The sequence below is a fragment of the Aeromicrobium sp. Leaf272 genome, from assembly GCF_001422865.1.
Taxonomy (GTDB): Bacteria; Actinomycetota; Actinomycetes; order Propionibacteriales; family Nocardioidaceae; genus Aeromicrobium.
Genome location: NZ_LMMY01000014.1, coordinates 69,064 through 84,881 on the forward strand (window position 1 = coordinate 69,064; position 15,818 = coordinate 84,881).

Consider the following 15,818-nt stretch of genomic DNA (forward strand, 5'->3'; position numbering starts at 1 on the left):
TAGCTCGCCTCCGCCGGTCGGGAGTGGTCAGTCGGCAAGGATCTTCTCCACCCACGAGTTCCGGGCTGCGATCATGCTGCGGCCCACGGTCGTGTGAGGAGCGAAGATGTCGCAGGCATGGAAGGCGCCTGACCAGACGTGCAGCTCGGCGTCGCCCCCTGCGCGCCAGATGCCGTTGGCGTAGTCGATCGCCTCGTCGCGGAAGATCTCCGCCGCGCCCACGTCGATGAACGCGGGGGGGAGGTCGGCGAGGTTCGTGGCGCGGGACGGGGCAGCGTAGTGCGAGACCGTCGTCGACCCTCGGGCATCCCCCAGCAGCGCGTCCCAACCGGTGATGTTGCTGATCCGGTCCCACACCCCGACTCCATCGAACTGTGAGGTCGAGGGCGTGCTGCACCGGTCGTCCAGCATCGGGTAGTCGAGCACCTGCCCGCAGAGGCTGGGTCCGCTCCGGTCGCGAGCGGCCAGGGCAAGACCCGCAGCCAAGCCGCCGCCGGCACTTGCCCCCGCCACCATGATGCGGTCGGTGCGAACCTGCAGCTGTTCGGCGTGGTCCGCGAGCCACAGCAACGCCTGATACATGTCCTCCCGGCCGTAGGGGTCAGGGCATTCCGGCGCGAGGCGGTACTCGACGGTCATGAGCGCTGCGCCCAGCTCGTCGACCCAGTCCAGCACGAGGTCGATGCCGCTGAAACGGTCTCCGAACATCAGTCCACCCGAATGTGCATAGACCACGACGGGCACGCGGCCGGTCGCGGCACGGTGCCGTAGGACCGAGAGTTCCAGGGGGTCCCCCTGGTGGCCGCGGCACGTGTGGTCTTGGCGCTCGATGCCGCGGTCGCGGAGAAGGTCCCCCAGCGGTGGGGACGCATAGGACGTACGCATGAAGTCGATCAAGTCCGGGGTGATCGTCGGCGGGAACATGCCACCCACCACCGAGAGCCCCGCCTTCAGCTCGGGATCGAAGGCCGGTCGTGCCAAGCCAGAGGTTGGCATCACCGTCTCCTTCCTGGTCGTGTTGCACGGAGGCTACCCCCGACGCGAGGTCGCTGGCCATGGTTCGGCGGATGACGAGGGGCTGGCCCGCCACCTGGCGGGCCCGGGGTGCCGATCTGCGTCGCGCTGTCGGTTCCGATCGCGCCGCCGACCGGCAAGTGTGACGGGGGACACCGTCCTCGACGCCATCGTGGACCCGAACCAACTGGAGGTCATCATGACCAGAAACATCGACGGCAGCGGCATCGACCGGGTGCTGCAGGACGCCGTCCAGGGGGGTGCCGTGCCGCACGTCGCGGCCATCGCCGCGGACGCCGACGGCGTCTTCTACGAGGGCGGTGCGGGTGTCCGGATCGCCGGCGAGTCCGACGACCCGGTGACGACGTCGACGCACTTCCGCATCATGTCGATGACCAAGATGGTCGCGACGACTGCCGCCCTGCAGCAGGTGGAGCGCGGCCAGCTCGACCTGAGCGCTCCCGTCGAGCAGTACGTGCCGGAGTTCGCCGACGTCAAGGTGCTCGATGGCTTCGACGGCGACGAGCCGATCCTCCGTGATCCCGCCAGCAAGGCCACCGTCCACCAGTTGGTGACCCACACCTCGGGTCTCGGCTACTGGTTCTGGAACGACCAGCTCGTCACGTACGAGGCGGCCACTGGCGTGCCGAACGTCGTGCCCGGCACGATGGAGGCGTTCAACGCCCCGCTCGTGGCTGACCCGGGCACGCAGTACGTCTACGGCATCAACACTGACTGGCTCGGCCGCGTCGTGGAGGCTGTCGCGGGGACGCCGCTGGACGTGGTGATCCGCGAGAACATCACCGGCCCACTCGGCATGGCGGACACCGCGTTCATCCTCGACGAGGCCCGCTACGCCAACGCGGTGACGGTGCATGTGCGGGGGGAGGACGGCGGATGGGTCTCAGCCGGCGAGATCCTCAACCAGTCGCCTGAGTGGTATGCCGGGGGACACGGGCTGTACTCCACCCCGCGCGACTACATCCGCTTCGAGCGAGCCCTCCTGCGCGGCGGTGAGCTCGACGGCGCCCGCATCCTCAGCCAGGCGACGGTCGACGCCGCCTTCAGCAACCAGATCGGGGAGATCGACTTCCCGGCCGAAATCCCGACTGCGGACCCTGCCATCACCGACACGATGTACGCCGGCCGGGGTTACAAGTGGGGCTACGGTCTGCTGCTGAACACCGAGGACGTTCCCGGACGGCGCAGAGCCGGCACCGGTGCCTGGGCGGGGCTGTTCAACACTCACTTCTTCATCGACCGCGCTACCGGCATCGCCGCCTCGATCTACACGAACTCGTTGCCGTTCATCGCCCAAGACGACGCGTGGAAGATGTACGTGGATTTCGAGGAGGCGCTCTACGCTGCTCTCTGAGCCTTCGAGTCCGACGTTCTCGGTGACGAACGAGGGTGTCGACGCCTGGTGCGCCGATCGACCGGTCTCGGTCGTCAGGTCACGTTGTGCGTCTTCACGGAGCCGGTGGTGCCCTCGGTGGCGTGCAGGATCCACGGCGGTGACTCGTGGCGGGAAGGCGCCGTCACGCACCCTTTCCCCGGTGCCGCGACAAGGTCCCCTGACCGAGACGGTGACGGGGCCTTCGTCACGCGCGGCCGTCCCTCGTCAGTAGGACGCGTGCCGGTGGCTACGGGCGCTGGCTCGAGGCCGTCGACCATGTCGAGACGTGCTGCGCGGACCCCTTTGGGTCGCGCTGCGCTTTGCTGTCAGACGCCCTCAGGGCCGCGTCGACGAAGGAGCGGTCGTGCTGGCGCCCCAGCTCGCGAGGAGCCTGAGTCGCTCCTCCGACGGGCTCCCCGGTTCGGCGGTGTAGACGGTCATGACCTGCAGTCGCGCGCCCTCGGTGGACAGGTTCATGGAGTGGTAGGCCACGTCGATGACCCCCGTCGCGGGATGGTTGAACTGCTTGCGGCCGGCGACGTGCAGCCTGACGTCGTGGGAGGCCCATCGCGTGCGGAACTCCTCGCTGACGGTCGACAGCTCACCGACCAGCTCGCGCATCGTCTTACTCTCGGGGTCGCGACCCGCCTCGGTGCGCAGGAGGGCGACCGTGACGTTCGCGGCGCCGTTCCAGTCGGGGAAGAGCTCGGTGGCCGACGGATCCAGGAACTGGTACCGCGCGATGTTCGGCCGTGCGGGGTCGTGCTCGAAGACGGGTGAGTAGAGCGCTCGCGCCAGTGGGTTGGAGGCGATGATGTCCAGCCGCCCGTCGGCGACGAACGCAGCGGATCCTGACATCGAGTCCAGCATCCACTGCACCTCGGTCGACACCTCATGGCGTGCCTTGGGCCGCGGCGCGCTCGTACGGGCGCGTGCGACGCGGGCGAGGTCGAAGAGGTAGGTCCGCTCGGCCGCGTTGAGCCGCAGTGCTCGCGCCACGGCATCGAGCACGTCCTCGGAGACGCCCTTGATGTGACCCTTCTCCAGCCGCGTGTACCAGTCGGTGCTCACTCCAGCGAGGACGGCGACCTCTTCTCGGCGCAGACCTGGGACCCGGCGACGCCGGCCGGCGTCAGGCAGGCCCACCTCGGGCGGCGTGAGCCGGGCGCGGCGGGTCGCGAGGAACTCCCTGATGTCGGAACGGTTGTCCACCAGCCCACCGTACGCCGACGCGGGAGGGCGTTCCCCGCATCCGGTCACGGCTGGTCCAGGGCCTCGACACGCACGCTGACGTTTCCGTCGATGCGGCCGAGCGCGTCGAATCCCTTCCCCATCCTGCCCAGGACCACGATGCCGTCGAAGTACGACTGGTCGCCGTAGTAGAGGACGAGGTCGCCGTACGGGGCGTAGTAGCCGAGTGCGCCCACGTCCGGGTCGGCGCCGGTGGGTTCCCCGTCGGTCGAGAGCTCCCGCGGCAGGGGACCGGTCTTCTCGACGCCGCCGTGGTCGCTCATGTCGAGCTCCAGCGGCAGCTGCGCGACGAGGTCGCGGCCGACCGGCGTGTCCAGCACGGTCGCCTCGACCTGGTCACCGGCGAACTCGATACGGATCCGGGTCCCGCTTTCCTCGGCTTCCGACGTCGCCCCCGACGTCGCCCCCGACGGCGCGCCGGAGGGTGCCCTCGTGGACGGGGCCGGGGTGGACGACGGGGAGGCCGGGCCCTCCGCGCTCGAGCACGCAGTCAGGACCCCGGCGACCAGCAGCACGAGCGACAGCCTCATCGCTGCTGCTCCGGCGCTGCGAGGTACTCGACGTCGGTGACCGGGTCCAGCCAGTGCACGACGTCGTGGTCGTCGTCGGCCTCGTTGATGGCCAGGTGCACCATCAGCCGGCTCGGCGCGGCACCGTGCCAGTGCTCCTCGTCGGCCTCGAACAGCACGCGGTCGCCGGGACGGATGACCTCGACCGGTCCCCCACGGCGCTGGCAGAGGCCGACTCCCTCGGTCACGAAGACCGTCTGGCCGAGCTGGTGGCGGTGCCAGTGCGTGCGGGCACCAGGCGTGAAGTGCACGAGGTTCGCCGAGACGCGGGACGGCGGGGGTGCCGCCGCCACGGGATCGATGTAGACGTCGCCGGTGAACCAGTCGGCGGGTCCCTTGGCGGTGGCGAGGCTGCTGCGCGTGATCTGCATGATGTTCCTTGCGTCGGGAGGGTCAGGGGTTGACGAGGACCTTGAGGCTGCGACGGTCGGCCATGGCGCGGTAGCCGTCGGGGACGCCGTCGAGGTCCGTGGTGGTGTCGAAGACCCTGCCGGGCTCGATGGTGCCGTCGAGGATGTCGGGCATGAGCTCCTCGATGTAGGCGCGCACCGGAGCGGGGCCACCGGTCAGGCGGACGTTTCCTCCGAAGAGGCTCGCGAAGCCGACCGGGGCGGCCTCGTACTGCGGCACCCCGACGCGGCTGATGGTGCCGCCGGGCCGGACGACGCCGACCGCCTGCTCGTAGGCAGGCATGTGGCCGACCGCCTCGAGCACGACGTGGGTGCCGTGGCCGTGGGTGAGGTCGCGCACGGCCGCGATGCCTTCCTCTCCGCGGGTCGCGACGACGTCGGTGGCTCCGAACTCGCGGCCCAGGTCGGTGCGCGTCTCGTGACGACCCATCAGGATGATCTGCTCAGCGCCGAGGCGCTTGGCCGACAGGACCGCGAGCAGCCCGACGGCGCCATCGCCGATGACGGTCACGCTGGTGCGCTGGGTGACACCGCCGGCGACGGCCGCGTGGTGGCCCGTGCCGAGCACGTCCGACAGCGTCAGCAGCGACGGCATGAGTGCGGAGTCGGGCGCGACGGGAAGCTTGACCAGGGTGCCGTCGGCGTACGGCACTCGCGCGGCCTCGGCCTGCCCGCCCTCGTCGGGGAGGGTGTCCCAGAACGAGCCGTGGATGCAGGAGGTGTGCAGACCCTCGCGGCAGAACTCACAGGTCCCGTCGGAGATGGCGAAGGGGGCGACGACGAGGTCGCCCTTCGTGACGGTGGTGACCGCCGACCCGACGTCCTCGACGACGCCGATGAACTCGTGGCCCATGCGGGCGGGGCTGCCGTTGGCCGGCATGGAGCCGTAGGGGTGCAGGTCGCTGCCGCAGATGCAGGAGGTCGTGATGCGGACCAGCGCGTCGGTCGACGCCTTGATGGCCGCGTCCGGCACGTCCTCGATGCGCACGTCGCCGGCGCCGTGCATGAGTGTCGCCTTCATCGGAGGTCCTTCTCTGGTCGGTGGGTGTTCCATCCCAGTGGAGCGCGGACCTGGTGCGTGGGGAAGGTCCGTCTTGTCGGGGGTACAGACAGCACCCCCCTGAGGCGTTCTCCGACACGGCCGCACGGGGCAGGCTCGAGGTCATGGACCTGAAGCAGTTCCTCGACCACGTCGACAGCGGAGCCGAGATCGTCGGCGGCTCTGAGCACCACCAGTTCATGCACGGTGCCTCCCAGGAGGCCTTGGCCGTCATCGCAGAGCTGAACGGCGCCTACCGCACGCCGGAGCAGGTCCGGGACCTGCTTGCCCGGCTCACGGGCCGCCCGGTCGAGGACTCGGTCGTCGTGTTTCCGCCGTTCTACAGCGAGTTCGGCAAGAACCTGACGCTCGGCAAGGACGTCTTCATCAACATCGGCTGCCGCTTCCAGGACACCGGCGGCATCACCATCGGGGACGGCTCGCTCATCGGCCACGGCTGCACCCTGACGACGCTGAACCACGGCATGGACCCGGCGCTCCGAGCCTCGATGGTGCCGGCACCCGTCGTGATCGGGCGCAAGGTCTGGCTCGGGGCCGGCGTGACGGTCGTGCCCGGTGTCACGATCGGCGACGGGGCCGTGGTGGGCGCCGGCGCCGTGGTCACCCGCGACGTGCCCGCCGACACGATCGTGGCCGGCGTCCCCGCACGGGCGGTCAGGCCCACCGGCTACCAGGCCTGACCTGAGGTTCAGCGGTCCCGTTGGTCTCCTCGGGCCCGAGAACGTCGACGGCCCCGGATGGTCTGCCGGGGCCGTCGACGATCAGGTGGTGCCCCGCGACGCCCGGGGTCGCGTGCTGCCGGTCAGCGACCGCGGGGAGCGTCGACCCGCGTGATCCAGTACTCCGTGGTGGGGGTCGGCGGCGTGCTGAACCGCGCGTTCGGCAGGTAGAGCGAGCGGCCCGCGCGTGCGACGGTGGTCGGGACGTCGAAGTCATCGTTCGTGATGGTGCTCCGGAGGGTGCCGGAGCGACCATCGCGTGACAGCTGCACCACGGCGACCTGGTTCAGCCGGTTCTGCACCGCGTAGAGGGTGCGTCCCTCGCGCAGCAGGCCGTCGCCGTTGGTCAGGGTCGCGCCACCGAGGTCGACCCTCGTCGTCGCACCGGTGCGCGGGTCGACCCGGTAGAGGCCCCCGTCGGAGCTGTTGACCACGAGCAGGGCCGAGCCGTCAGGAGTGGCGCTGATGCCGTTGGCCGCGTTGGTGCCGGACGGCGCCTGGACCCAGTCGCCGGTCAGGGGCAGCGGGGTGGCCGCAGCGGGTAGCGCGCCACCTCGGCCGAGGTCGAGGCGGAACAGGGTCGCGCGGCGTGAGTCGGTCACCCACACCGTGTCGCCCGAGATCAGCACATCGTTGACGAACGACTCGCCCGTGGCCAGCTGGTAGGTGCGCAGCAGCGCGCCGGAGCGCGAGTCGACCACCCGCAGGGTGCCGGAAGGACCGCCGGCGACGAACAGGCGACCGCGCTGGTCGATCTTCAGGCCGACCGACGCGGTGCCAGGGCCCTGGCTGATCGTCGTGGTGCGGCCCGTGCGCAGGTCGGCACGCAGGATGTCGCCGTCCAGGCGCGAGCCCAGGTAGGCCTGGTCTCGGGGACCGATGGTGATGCCCTCGGGCTGGAAGTTGTCAGGCAGCTCCATGCGGTCGGGGAACGCCTGGCGGGCGCCGTGCTGGCCCGGCTCGCTGGCCACCGCAGCGGGAGCGGCGAGCGCAGGCGTGGCAGCCAGCGCGATCGCGCCGATGCCCACCGCGACGCGGGAGCGGAGGGAACGGGAGGAACGGGGACGAGGTGACACGTGATCTCCGGTCGTCGAGGTCTGCTGAGGGACTCCTTTCCCATCCCAGCACGAGCGGACCGATCCCGCAGACCTGATGACGTCGGCTCAACCTTTCGGACGGTCCGCTGCCGCCCCCGGATCCCTACGCTGAGTCTGTGAGCCACCCACTGCAGTCCGTCCTGGCCGAGTCCCGACCCGCGGCGCCCCCGGCGCGGGTGTGGCGCGACTGGGCGCTGCTGGGCTCCATCGCGTTCTTCGGGGTGCTGGAGGGCCTGCTGCGCGAGGACCTCACGCTGCCCGTGCTGTCGATGGTGGTGACGCTCGGACTGGCCCCGCTGCTGCTGTGGCGTCGTACTCACCCGCTGGCCGTGGTCGGGACGGTCTTCGGGGTGGTCGCGGTGCTCCAGGTCGGGCTGTTCGTCACCGACGCACCGACGCTCGACGTCTACACGATGCTCTACGTCCTGCTGCTGCCCTACTCGCTCTTCCGGTGGGGCTCGGGGCGGGAGGCGGTCGCGGGGCTGGCGGTCATCCTGGGCGCGGCCACGACGGCGGTCCTGACCAGCTGGACCGGGATGGCCGACGCAGTCGGCGGGATCGGCGTCCTCGTCGCCTCCTTCGCCCTGGGGTGGGCCGTCCGCACCCAGCACGGCGCGCGGGATCGGAGGGTGGAGCAGGTGAAGTCGCAGGAGCGCGTCCTCCTGGCGCGCGAGCTGCACGACACGGTGGCCCACCACGTCTCGGCCATCGCCGTCCAGGCCCAGGCAGGGCGTGCTCTCGCGGCGACCAGCCCGTCGGCGCCGCTCGAGGCGTTGGAGGTCATCGAGGTGGAGGCCTCGCGCACGCTCGCGGAGATGCGGACGATGGTCCGTGTGCTGCGCAACGAGGCTCCGGTCGACTACGCCCCGCAGCCCGGCGTCGCCGACCTCCACCGGCTCTCCGGGGCGTCGCCTGCGGGACCGCGGGTCGAGATCGGGGTGTCCGGTGACGTCGCCACCCTCCCGGCGGCCATCGACGCCGCCGTCTTCCGCATCGCGCAGGAGGCAGTCACCAACGCGCTCCGGCATGCCCGGAACGCTTCCGTCGTCGACGTGCGCGTCGCCGGCGACCGGTCGACGATCAGCCTCGTCGTCCGCGACGACGGCGACCCCGGCGCGGCCGACCTCGGTCATGAGACGGGGTTCGGGCTCACCGGGATGAAGGAGCGCGCCCTGCTCCTGGGCGGCACGTTCGAGGCAGGTCCCTCCCCGGAACGCGGCTGGGGTGTCAGCGTCACGCTGCCGCGGCAGGGGTCGGCATGAGCATCCGGGTGCTGGTCGCCGACGACCAGGACCTCGTGCGGACCGGACTGTGCCTGATCCTCGGCACGCTGGAGGGCATCGAGGTCGTGGGGGAGGCGCGCGACGGCCAGGAGGCGGTACGACTGGCGCGCGAGCTCCGTCCCGACGTGTGCCTGATGGACATCCGTATGCCCGTCCTCGACGGCGTCGAGGCGACCCGCCTGCTGGCCGGGCCGGGCGTCCAGCACCCGGTCGCCGTCGTCGTGATCACCACCTTCGACCTCGACGAGTACGTGCACGGGGCGCTGTCGGCCGGTGCCACCGGCTTCCTGCTGAAGGACGCCGGCCCCGAGCTGCTCGGCGAGGCGATCCGTGCAGCCACCCGCGGTGACTCGCTCATCTCGCCCAGCATCACCCGCCGGCTGCTGTCGACGTTCGCGGGCACCGGTCGGGCCGTCCCTCCCGCGCAGCCCGTCGACCCGCTCACCGAACGCGAGGAGCAGGTGCTGCTCACCATCGCGCGAGGTCGCACCAACGCTGAGATCGCGGGCGAGCTGCACATCAGCCTCAGCACGGTGAAGACCCACATCGGCAGCCTCATGGCCAAGCTCGGTGCCCGGAACCGGGTGGAGGTCGCGATGTGGGCGTACGAGACCGGCCGGGTCCGGGACTAGCGAACGGTCGTCCGCCTCGACGAAGGGGCGGGCACGCGAAGGCCCCCGCCAGGTCTGGCGGGGGCCTTCGCACGAGTCCGTGCTGCCCTACTTCACCTCGGAGCGACGCAGGGTGAGCAGACCGACCAGGAGCGGGAGGACGATCCAGATCGTCGTCGTCGAGGCGAGCATGGCCCACTCCTCGCCGGTGTCCATGGCGCCCTCCAGGAGCGCCACCTGCGTGTCGTTCCAGTCGACCCACGGCTGCAGGTCCGCGAACCACGGGCGCACCTGGGCGAGGAGGAGCAGGACGCCCGGCAGGACGAACGAGACCACGAAGTAGCCCACGATCGCGGCCGCGGAGCTGCGCAGCACGACACCCAGGGTGAAGCCGACGGCCATGCCGATCAGGTTGAAGAGCAGCATCTGGGAGGCCATGACCCACGAGACGTTCCACGCGGTGTCGACCCCGGCGAGGGCCGAGCCGCCCACGTTGGCGAGTGCTCCCACCGCGAAGGCGATGGCCACGGAACCGACGCCCACCAGGAGGGTCGCGACCGCCTTGGCGCCGATCACGCGGCCGCGGTGCGGCACAAGCGTGAACGTGGTGAGCCCGCTGCGCTGGCTCCACTCGCTCGTCACGGCCAGGATCGCGATCATCGGCAGGATCACCGACATCGGGAATCCACTCGCCCGCGTGAAGCTCTCGTAGGTGACGTCGCTGTCCGGCGCCACGACGACGACCGACCCGGCCGAGACCACCGACAGGATGCCGATGCTGACGAGCAACCAGAATCCCGAGCGTGTCGTGAACATCTTGCGCAGCTCGACCGTGACGAGTCGGTGTGCGGGGATGGGGCGGGCGCTCCGGCGGGCCGGGGTGGCGGCCGGGGGGACGATCGTGGCGGTCATGCTGCAGCTCCTTCGCGCTGGGTGTCGGCCGTGAGTGAGAGGAACATGTCCTCGAGCCCGGCGCCCTCGGCGGACCGGAGCTCGGTGAGGGCGACGCCGGCGGCCGCGGCCACGGCCCCGACGCGGGCGGCGTCGGCATCGGTGCGCACCGAGCCGTCACCGGCGAGGGTGCTGGGGATCCCGGCCTGCTCGAGCGCGCGGACGAGATCGCGTGGCGACGGCGACCGCACGAGCGTCCCGGCCGCGGCCAGCAGCTTCTCCTTGGGGCCGGCGGCGACGATCCTGCCGTGGCCGATCACGACGAGGTCGTCGGCGACGACCTCGATCTCGTGGAGCAGGTGCGAGGACAGCAGCACGGTGCCGCCGCGCCCGGCGAAGGCCGTCAGCAGGTCGCGCATCCAGCGGATCCCGGCGGGGTCGAGTCCGTTGGCGGGCTCGTCGAGGATCAGCACCGAGGGGTCGCCGAGCAGGGCCGTGGCGATGCCGAGCCGCTGGCGCATGCCGAGCGAGTAGTGGCGCACCCGGCGCTCGGCCTCGACGGAGGTCAGGCTCACCAGGTCGAGCATCTCGTCGACGCGGGTGCGGGGCAGGCCCATGGTCGCTGCAGCGATCGTGAGGATGTCGCGACCGGTGCGGCCGGCGTGCTGGGCGGAGGCGTCGAGGAGGACGCCCACCTCCAGGCCGGGGTTGGGCAGGTCGGCGAACCGGACTCCGTGGATGGTGGCGGAGCCGGACGTGGGGGCGGTCAGACCGACCATGACGCGCATGGTCGTGGACTTGCCCGCGCCGTTCGGACCGAGGAAGCCGGTCACGCGGCCGGGCCGGGCGGTGAAGGAGACGTCGTCGACGGCGGTGAAGCCGGCGTACCTCCGGGTCAGGGACTCAACGGTGATCATGCCGTCAACACTCGGCGTCCCGCGCCCTGCGCGTATCGGTTCGACGGCCAGTCCTGACCTGACCGAAAGTACGAGTCGGTGACCGTGCCCGAGGTTCGGTGCGCATGACCGTCGGGGTGCGCCTACCGTGGGTCCGTCCCGTCCGACGACCTGATCGTGGTGGACCCATGGCACGCATGAAGCCGCAGACCGTCCGGCTGCACGGCCACGACCTCTCCTACGTCGACACCGGCTCCGGCCCGGTGGTCCTGTTCATCCACGGGATCCTGGGGTCGCAGCGGCAGTGGGAGCACCTGGTGGACCGGATGGACGACGACCACCGGGTCGTGGTGCCCGACCTGTTCGGGCACGGGGACTCGGCCAAGCCGCTCGGCGACTACTCGCTCAGCGCGCATGCCGCGGCCCTCCGCGACCTGCTGGACCATCTCGGCGTCGACCGGGTCACGCTCGTGGGTCACTCGCTCGGGGGCGGCATCGCGATGCAGTTCTTCTACCTCTTCCCCGAGCGGGTCGAGCGCCTGGTGCTGGTCTCCAGCGGCGGCCTGGGACGCGAGGTCAACGTGCTGCTGCGCTCCGCGACCCTGCCGGGCGCCGCGCAGGTGCTCAGCGTGGTCGCGTCCGCGCCGGTGCTGTCCCGGGTCGAGGCGCTGGGCCGGGGAGCGTCGAAGGTCGGGTGGAAGCCCGGCGCCGACGTCAGCGCCGTCTGGCGCGGCTTCAGCTCACTGCAGGACGCGGAGAGCCGACGCGCGTTCCTGTCCACCACGCGCGCCGTCATCGACATCGGGGGGCAGAGCATCAGCGCCCACGACCACCTCGACGGCGCGCTGCCCGTGCCGACGATGGTCGTGTGGGGGTCGAAGGACCGGATGATTCCCGCGTCGCACGCACGGAGCGTGGAGGCGCAGCTGCCGGACTGCCGCGTCGAGATGTTCGAGGGGGCGGGACACTTCCCGCACCTGGAGGACCCGGACCGCTTCGCACGCGTGCTGCGGGAGTTCATCGACGCCCACTGAGGCGATGCTCGGCCGTCGGTCTACCGGTCTGCTGAGCCCTCGTCCTCGTCGTCGTCGCCCGAGCGACCCGTCGCGACGCCGAACAGCAGGCCCAGGGCGATGCCGATGCCGAGCAGGCCCCAGTTGTCGGTGACGAGAGCGATGGCGACGCCCAGCGGCGCGCCGAGGGCGAGCCCGATCGCGATGTTGTTGTCGGACTCCTCGTCCTGGTCGGGGTCCTGGCCGACGTCCGGGTCGCGGTCGGGGCCGGGGGCAGCGTCGTCCTCGGAGGTCATGCCCGCAGTCTGCAGGACTCGACGGCACGGCCAGAGGTTCGGCCCGTCTCCGAGGCGTCATCGGGCGGACTGGCGGGTCCCGCCCCGGCGCGCAAGACTGAGCAGCCATGATCACGTGGGACGTCGACGACCGACCGCTGCATCCCTTCTCGCGGCTCTACGTGCGTGGCATGTGGTGGCGGCGGGACAAGGAGGCGTTCGAAGGCGCCGAGCGGACCCTTCGTACGGCACGTCGTCGCCAGCGCGAGGGCGACGTCCCCCCGACGAGGCTCACCCGACTGCGTCGGCGCGTGCGCCGCGGCGACCTGCGCGGCATGACCGTGTGGACGGCGGCGCCCCGACGGGAGACGCCGCGGGTCCGCGTCCTCTACCTGCACGGCGGCGGGTACGTGCACCCGTTGACGGCCGACTACTGGCGCCTCGTCCGAGCCCTTGTCCGGGCACCGGCCGAGGTGGTGGTTCCCTGCTACCCCCTCGCACCCGACGCGACGGTGGACGAGGTGGTGCCCCGTCTGTGCTCGATCGCCCGCCAGGTCGGGACCGCGGACCTGCCGCTCGTGCTGATGGGGGACTCGGCCGGGGGTGCCATGGCCCTGGTGGTCGCCTGGCTCCTGGCGGACGAGGGTGGCCCTGCGGTGGCGGGCGTGGTGTGCCTCTCTCCCTGGCTCGACGCGACGCTGGACGAGCACGAGGTGCAGGACCTGGAGGCGTCGGACCCGATGCTGGCCGAGTCGGGTCTGCGCGCCGCCGGCCGGTGGTGGGCCGCGCCACGAGAGCCGTCCGACCCGGTGGTGAGCCCGCAGCGCGTCCCGCTGGACGCCCTCCCGCCGGTGGACGTGCTGATTGGTGACCGCGACATCCTGCGGCCCGCGGTCGAGCGACTGGCCGACCGCGCGCGGACGGCCGACGTGCTGGTCCACGTCCACGAGACGACCAGCATGTTCCACGTCTGGATGACACGGGCGATCCCCGAGGGGAGGCGCACGCGGCGCGACCTCGTCGGGCTGCTGCGAGCTCGCAGCGCGCATCGCGCCGACCGGAGCACCTGACCGCAGGACGGCGCGCGATCGACGGCGTCAGGTGCGGTTGCTGCCGACGACTCGGCGTCCCGGCTCGCGTCCCTGCGGCGTCGTACCGATCAGCTCACCACAGGACCTGCCCGACCGGCGTGACGGCGGCGGGCGCGTCCTCACCGATCATCTCGAGCAGGTCGATCTCGATGCCACGGCAGATGGCGGTCATCGGCACGTCGTGGACGCGGTCGACGAAGGGGTCGGCGAGGTCGCGTCCCACCTGCACCGCGAGCAGGAACATCATGCCGACGAGCCCGGAGCCGATCGGGGTCCACCACTGCAGGTCCTTGTAGATCGCGAACGGGAGGATGACGCAGAAGGTGCGCGCGAAGAAGGCCGGCAGGAGCCTGTACTGGACGGGGAGCGGGGTCTTCTTGATCCGCTCGAGGCCGCCCTGGGCGTCGGTGAGGGTGCTCAGGGTCGACTCGACCTGAACCCTGGCGACGTCGTCGACCATGCCGCGACGGTGAGCCTCGGCCACGAGGCGACCGATGTACGAGAGCGTGGCCGTGGGCGAGCTGCTGGCGCTCTTCACCCGCGCCGCGACGTCGGGGGCGAGGTAGGCGTCGATCTCGGGCGGGGCGTCCTGCTGCCGCAGGGAGGTGCGCAGCGAGTGCACGTAGGCGATCTGCGCGCGGACGACCTCGTCGATCAGCTCGGGACGGGCGTCGCGGCCCGCGGGGTCGAGGAGGGTGGTCGCCTCCCGCGCGAGGTTGCGCGAGTGGTTGACGATGCTGCCCCACAGGGTCCGCGCCTCCCACCAGCGCGCGTACGAGGCGTTGACCATGAAGCCCAGGAACAGCGCGATGGCGGTGCCGTAGAGCGTGTACTGGATCGTGATGCCGCGGAACTCGATCCACCCCGCCGAGAAAGCGACGGTCACGCCCACGTCCCAGGCCAGCAGCACCACCATGGGGGCGAGGAGTGGCCGCCAGGCCGACACCGACCGTGGCAGGCGCGACGTGATCATGACGCCAGCCTGACCGACGGATGCTCGCCGCGCACGAGTGCGACGGCGTGAGAGACATGACACCGCAGAACGGGAACTCGCGTCCGCTCGTTGCTCTTGCCGATCGCCGTGCGCGCCCGTACCGTCGGCCCGCACCAGGGCGGCCACGACCGGGCACGCTCGCACGCAGCAGGAGGAGCGCGTGGACCACGACGGGCCGGACGGACCTCACGGTCTCGTGCTCGCGGCCGGCGCCGGCAGTCGGATGGGACGTCCGAAGGCCCTCGTCCGCGGGGACGACGGCGTGCCGTGGGTCGAGCGTGCGGTCAGGGTGCTTCGGGACGGTGGGTGCAGCAAGGTCACCGTGGTCCTCGGGGCCGCGGCCGAGGAGGCGCGAGCCCTGGTGCCCGACGACGCCGACGTCGTCGTCGCCCGCCGCTGGGACGAGGGCATGTCCGCCTCGCTGCGTGCAGGGCTGCGGGCGTTGGAGGACTCGACGGCGACGGCGGTCCTGATCCACCTGGTCGACCTGCCCGACGTCGGACCCGACGTGGTCAGGCGGCTTGCGGCGACGGGGGTCTGGACAGGGGCCCTCGCGCGGGCGAGCTACTCGTCCCGTCCGGGCCACCCAGTACTCGTCGGTCGAGACCACTGGGCCGGGATCGTCGAGTCCGCGGGCGGCGACGCGGGCGCGCGCGAGTACCTGCGGTCCCAGGGTGCCGCGGAGGTGGAGTGCGGCGACCTCGCCGGTGGCCGTGACGTCGACACGGCTCCGGGCCTCGACGCGCAGAACCGGTCCGATCGGTCCGATTCGTGAGATCCGGCCGCAGGTTGATCTGCGCGGTGCGGTGACCTGTGTCACGGTGATGCTTCCCCCGCCTTCGTTCAAAGCCCCCCCAGAGCCCCGACGAAAGTGTGAACCCCGTGACCGTCCCGCACGAGCTGTCCCCGTCCGCCCACGACCGCACGCCGCAGTCCCCGGAACCGCACGCTCAGGAACCGGATGCAGCGGCACGACCGGCGCCGCCCGGTCGGACCACCCGTCGACGCTTCCTCGGCTACGTCGTCGGCAGCGCCGGACTGGTGGTCGCCGCCGACCTCGGCCTCGGCGCGTCGCCGGCAGCCGCCCTGCCGTTGCCGTCCGTGCCGCAGATCCCCGAGATCTACGACCTCAACGACTTCCTGACGCACTGTGCGCTCCCGACGTCGAACCTCATCGCCATCGAGATCGACGAGAAGGGCGACGCCACCTTCGCGCTGCCGCGCATGGAGGTCGGCCAGGGCATCACC

17 protein-coding genes and 1 pseudogene are annotated in these 15,818 nt (G+C 71.4%); 8 read left to right on the forward strand and 10 right to left on the reverse strand.

What is annotated here, in order from left to right; genetic code table 11:
• Positions 1 to 27 precede the first annotated feature (27 nt).
• On the reverse strand, positions 28 to 924 hold the full coding sequence (locus tag ASF38_RS13185) for an alpha/beta hydrolase (protein WP_055968469.1): 897 nt from the start codon (positions 922 to 924) through the stop codon (positions 28 to 30).
• On the opposite strand from ASF38_RS13185, the gene ASF38_RS13190 reads away from it, so the two are divergent.
• Entirely contained in the window at positions 884 to 2,389 is a 1,506-nt protein-coding gene (locus ASF38_RS13190; RefSeq protein WP_200914529.1) for a serine hydrolase, read from the forward strand. The genes ASF38_RS13185 and ASF38_RS13190 overlap by 41 nt on opposite strands.
• Before the next feature lie 357 nt (positions 2,390 to 2,746).
• Here the strand turns inward: ASF38_RS13190 and ASF38_RS13195 are convergent, their stop codons facing one another.
• From ASF38_RS13195 to ASF38_RS13210, 4 genes are read right to left on the reverse strand one after another with little or no spacing between them, the layout of a single operon-like run.
• Positions 2,747 to 3,622: a helix-turn-helix transcriptional regulator gene (locus ASF38_RS13195; RefSeq protein WP_056576595.1), complete on the reverse strand. Its 876-nt coding sequence runs from the start codon at positions 3,620 to 3,622 to the stop codon at positions 2,747 to 2,749.
• A gap of 44 nt (positions 3,623 to 3,666) precedes the next feature.
• Positions 3,667 to 4,191 (reverse strand): cyclophilin-like fold protein, encoded by a 525-nt coding sequence (locus ASF38_RS13200; RefSeq protein ID WP_056576597.1) that lies wholly within the window; start codon positions 4,189 to 4,191, stop codon positions 3,667 to 3,669.
• Positions 4,188 to 4,601: a cupin domain-containing protein gene (locus ASF38_RS13205; protein WP_056576600.1), complete on the reverse strand. Its 414-nt coding sequence runs from the start codon at positions 4,599 to 4,601 to the stop codon at positions 4,188 to 4,190. The genes ASF38_RS13200 and ASF38_RS13205 overlap by 4 nt, the downstream gene beginning before the upstream one ends.
• Positions 4,602 to 4,623: 22 nt before the next feature.
• Positions 4,624 to 5,661, reverse strand: a complete 1,038-nt coding sequence (locus tag ASF38_RS13210) for an alcohol dehydrogenase catalytic domain-containing protein (protein WP_055966704.1) — start codon at positions 5,659 to 5,661, stop codon at positions 4,624 to 4,626.
• A gap of 143 nt (positions 5,662 to 5,804) precedes the next feature.
• Between ASF38_RS13210 and ASF38_RS13215 the strand changes: the two genes are divergently transcribed.
• A complete protein-coding gene (locus ASF38_RS13215; RefSeq protein WP_056576603.1) occupies positions 5,805 to 6,380 on the forward strand; it encodes a DapH/DapD/GlmU-related protein in 576 nt (191 codons plus the stop codon).
• Positions 6,381 to 6,502: 122 nt separating this feature from the next.
• Here ASF38_RS13215 and ASF38_RS13220 read toward each other — a convergent pair whose 3' ends face one another.
• The gene (locus ASF38_RS13220; protein ID WP_056576605.1) at positions 6,503 to 7,495 is read right to left on the reverse strand and encodes a hypothetical protein; all 993 of its coding nucleotides are present in this window, start codon (positions 7,493 to 7,495) and stop codon (positions 6,503 to 6,505) included.
• A gap of 137 nt (positions 7,496 to 7,632) precedes the next feature.
• Here ASF38_RS13220 and ASF38_RS13225 point away from each other — a divergent pair, with 137 nt between their 5' ends.
• Together ASF38_RS13225 and ASF38_RS13230 are read left to right on the forward strand one after the other, a co-directional pair.
• Positions 7,633 to 8,778 (forward strand): sensor histidine kinase, encoded by a 1,146-nt coding sequence (locus tag ASF38_RS13225; RefSeq protein WP_056576608.1) that lies wholly within the window; start codon positions 7,633 to 7,635, stop codon positions 8,776 to 8,778.
• Positions 8,775 to 9,431, forward strand: a complete 657-nt coding sequence (locus ASF38_RS13230) for a response regulator transcription factor (RefSeq protein ID WP_056576610.1) — start codon at positions 8,775 to 8,777, stop codon at positions 9,429 to 9,431. The genes ASF38_RS13225 and ASF38_RS13230 overlap by 4 nt, the downstream gene beginning before the upstream one ends.
• Positions 9,432 to 9,518: 87 nt before the next feature.
• On the opposite strand, the gene ASF38_RS13235 is transcribed toward ASF38_RS13230, so the two are convergent.
• Both ASF38_RS13235 and ASF38_RS13240 read right to left on the reverse strand, forming a co-directional pair.
• Positions 9,519 to 10,322, reverse strand: a complete 804-nt coding sequence (locus ASF38_RS13235; RefSeq protein ID WP_056576613.1) for an ABC transporter permease subunit — start codon at positions 10,320 to 10,322, stop codon at positions 9,519 to 9,521.
• Positions 10,319 to 11,218: an ABC transporter ATP-binding protein gene (locus tag ASF38_RS13240; RefSeq protein WP_056576616.1), complete on the reverse strand. Its 900-nt coding sequence runs from the start codon at positions 11,216 to 11,218 to the stop codon at positions 10,319 to 10,321. Before ASF38_RS13240 ends, ASF38_RS13235 begins: the two co-directional genes overlap by 4 nt.
• A gap of 167 nt (positions 11,219 to 11,385) precedes the next feature.
• Here ASF38_RS13240 and ASF38_RS13245 point away from each other — a divergent pair, with 167 nt between their 5' ends.
• Positions 11,386 to 12,231, forward strand: a complete 846-nt coding sequence (locus ASF38_RS13245; protein ID WP_055966720.1) for an alpha/beta fold hydrolase — start codon at positions 11,386 to 11,388, stop codon at positions 12,229 to 12,231.
• Positions 12,232 to 12,251: 20 nt separating this feature from the next.
• Here ASF38_RS13245 and ASF38_RS13250 read toward each other — a convergent pair whose 3' ends face one another.
• Positions 12,252 to 12,506 carry a hypothetical protein gene (locus tag ASF38_RS13250; RefSeq protein ID WP_056576619.1) on the reverse strand — a complete coding sequence of 85 codons (255 nt, stop codon included), beginning with the start codon at positions 12,504 to 12,506 and terminating at the stop codon, positions 12,252 to 12,254.
• Between the two features lie 107 nt (positions 12,507 to 12,613).
• Between ASF38_RS13250 and ASF38_RS13255 the strand changes: the two genes are divergently transcribed.
• Positions 12,614 to 13,555, forward strand: a complete 942-nt coding sequence (locus ASF38_RS13255) for an alpha/beta hydrolase fold domain-containing protein (RefSeq protein ID WP_056576622.1) — start codon at positions 12,614 to 12,616, stop codon at positions 13,553 to 13,555.
• Between the two features lie 94 nt (positions 13,556 to 13,649).
• On the opposite strand, the gene ASF38_RS13260 is transcribed toward ASF38_RS13255, so the two are convergent.
• Positions 13,650 to 14,549, reverse strand: a complete 900-nt coding sequence (locus ASF38_RS13260; protein ID WP_082480758.1) for a bestrophin family protein — start codon at positions 14,547 to 14,549, stop codon at positions 13,650 to 13,652.
• Between the two features lie 181 nt (positions 14,550 to 14,730).
• On the opposite strand from ASF38_RS13260, the gene ASF38_RS13265 reads away from it, so the two are divergent.
• Both ASF38_RS13265 and ASF38_RS19405 read left to right on the forward strand, forming a co-directional pair.
• Positions 14,731 to 15,345, forward strand: a complete 615-nt coding sequence (locus tag ASF38_RS13265) for an NTP transferase domain-containing protein (RefSeq protein ID WP_235497712.1) — start codon at positions 14,731 to 14,733, stop codon at positions 15,343 to 15,345.
• Between the two features lie 107 nt (positions 15,346 to 15,452).
• A pseudogene (locus tag ASF38_RS19405) lies at positions 15,453 to 15,818 on the forward strand (hypothetical protein); the annotation flags it as partial.

What these genes read in the sequence shown, in the direction of transcription:
- ASF38_RS13190 (WP_200914529.1), top strand. Translation starts at nt 884, where the DNA reads ATGAAGTCGATCAAGTCCGGGGTGATCGTCGGCGGGAACATGCCACCC.
- ASF38_RS13185 (WP_055968469.1), bottom strand. Translation starts at nt 924, where the DNA reads ATGTTCCCGCCGACGATCACCCCGGACTTGATCGACTTCATGCGTACG.
- ASF38_RS13200 (WP_056576597.1), bottom strand. Translation starts at nt 4,191, where the DNA reads ATGAGGCTGTCGCTCGTGCTGCTGGTCGCCGGGGTCCTGACTGCGTGC.
- ASF38_RS13205 (WP_056576600.1), bottom strand. Translation starts at nt 4,601, where the DNA reads ATGCAGATCACGCGCAGCAGCCTCGCCACCGCCAAGGGACCCGCCGAC.
- ASF38_RS13210 (WP_055966704.1), bottom strand. Translation starts at nt 5,661, where the DNA reads ATGAAGGCGACACTCATGCACGGCGCCGGCGACGTGCGCATCGAGGAC.
- ASF38_RS13215 (WP_056576603.1), top strand. Translation starts at nt 5,805, where the DNA reads ATGGACCTGAAGCAGTTCCTCGACCACGTCGACAGCGGAGCCGAGATC.
- ASF38_RS13230 (WP_056576610.1), top strand. Translation starts at nt 8,775, where the DNA reads ATGAGCATCCGGGTGCTGGTCGCCGACGACCAGGACCTCGTGCGGACC.
- ASF38_RS13235 (WP_056576613.1), bottom strand. Translation starts at nt 10,322, where the DNA reads ATGACCGCCACGATCGTCCCCCCGGCCGCCACCCCGGCCCGCCGGAGC.
- ASF38_RS13240 (WP_056576616.1), bottom strand. Translation starts at nt 11,218, where the DNA reads ATGATCACCGTTGAGTCCCTGACCCGGAGGTACGCCGGCTTCACCGCC.
- ASF38_RS13245 (WP_055966720.1), top strand. Translation starts at nt 11,386, where the DNA reads ATGGCACGCATGAAGCCGCAGACCGTCCGGCTGCACGGCCACGACCTC.
- ASF38_RS13250 (WP_056576619.1), bottom strand. Translation starts at nt 12,506, where the DNA reads ATGACCTCCGAGGACGACGCTGCCCCCGGCCCCGACCGCGACCCGGAC.
- ASF38_RS13255 (WP_056576622.1), top strand. Translation starts at nt 12,614, where the DNA reads ATGATCACGTGGGACGTCGACGACCGACCGCTGCATCCCTTCTCGCGG.
- ASF38_RS13260 (WP_082480758.1), bottom strand. Translation starts at nt 14,549, where the DNA reads ATGATCACGTCGCGCCTGCCACGGTCGGTGTCGGCCTGGCGGCCACTC.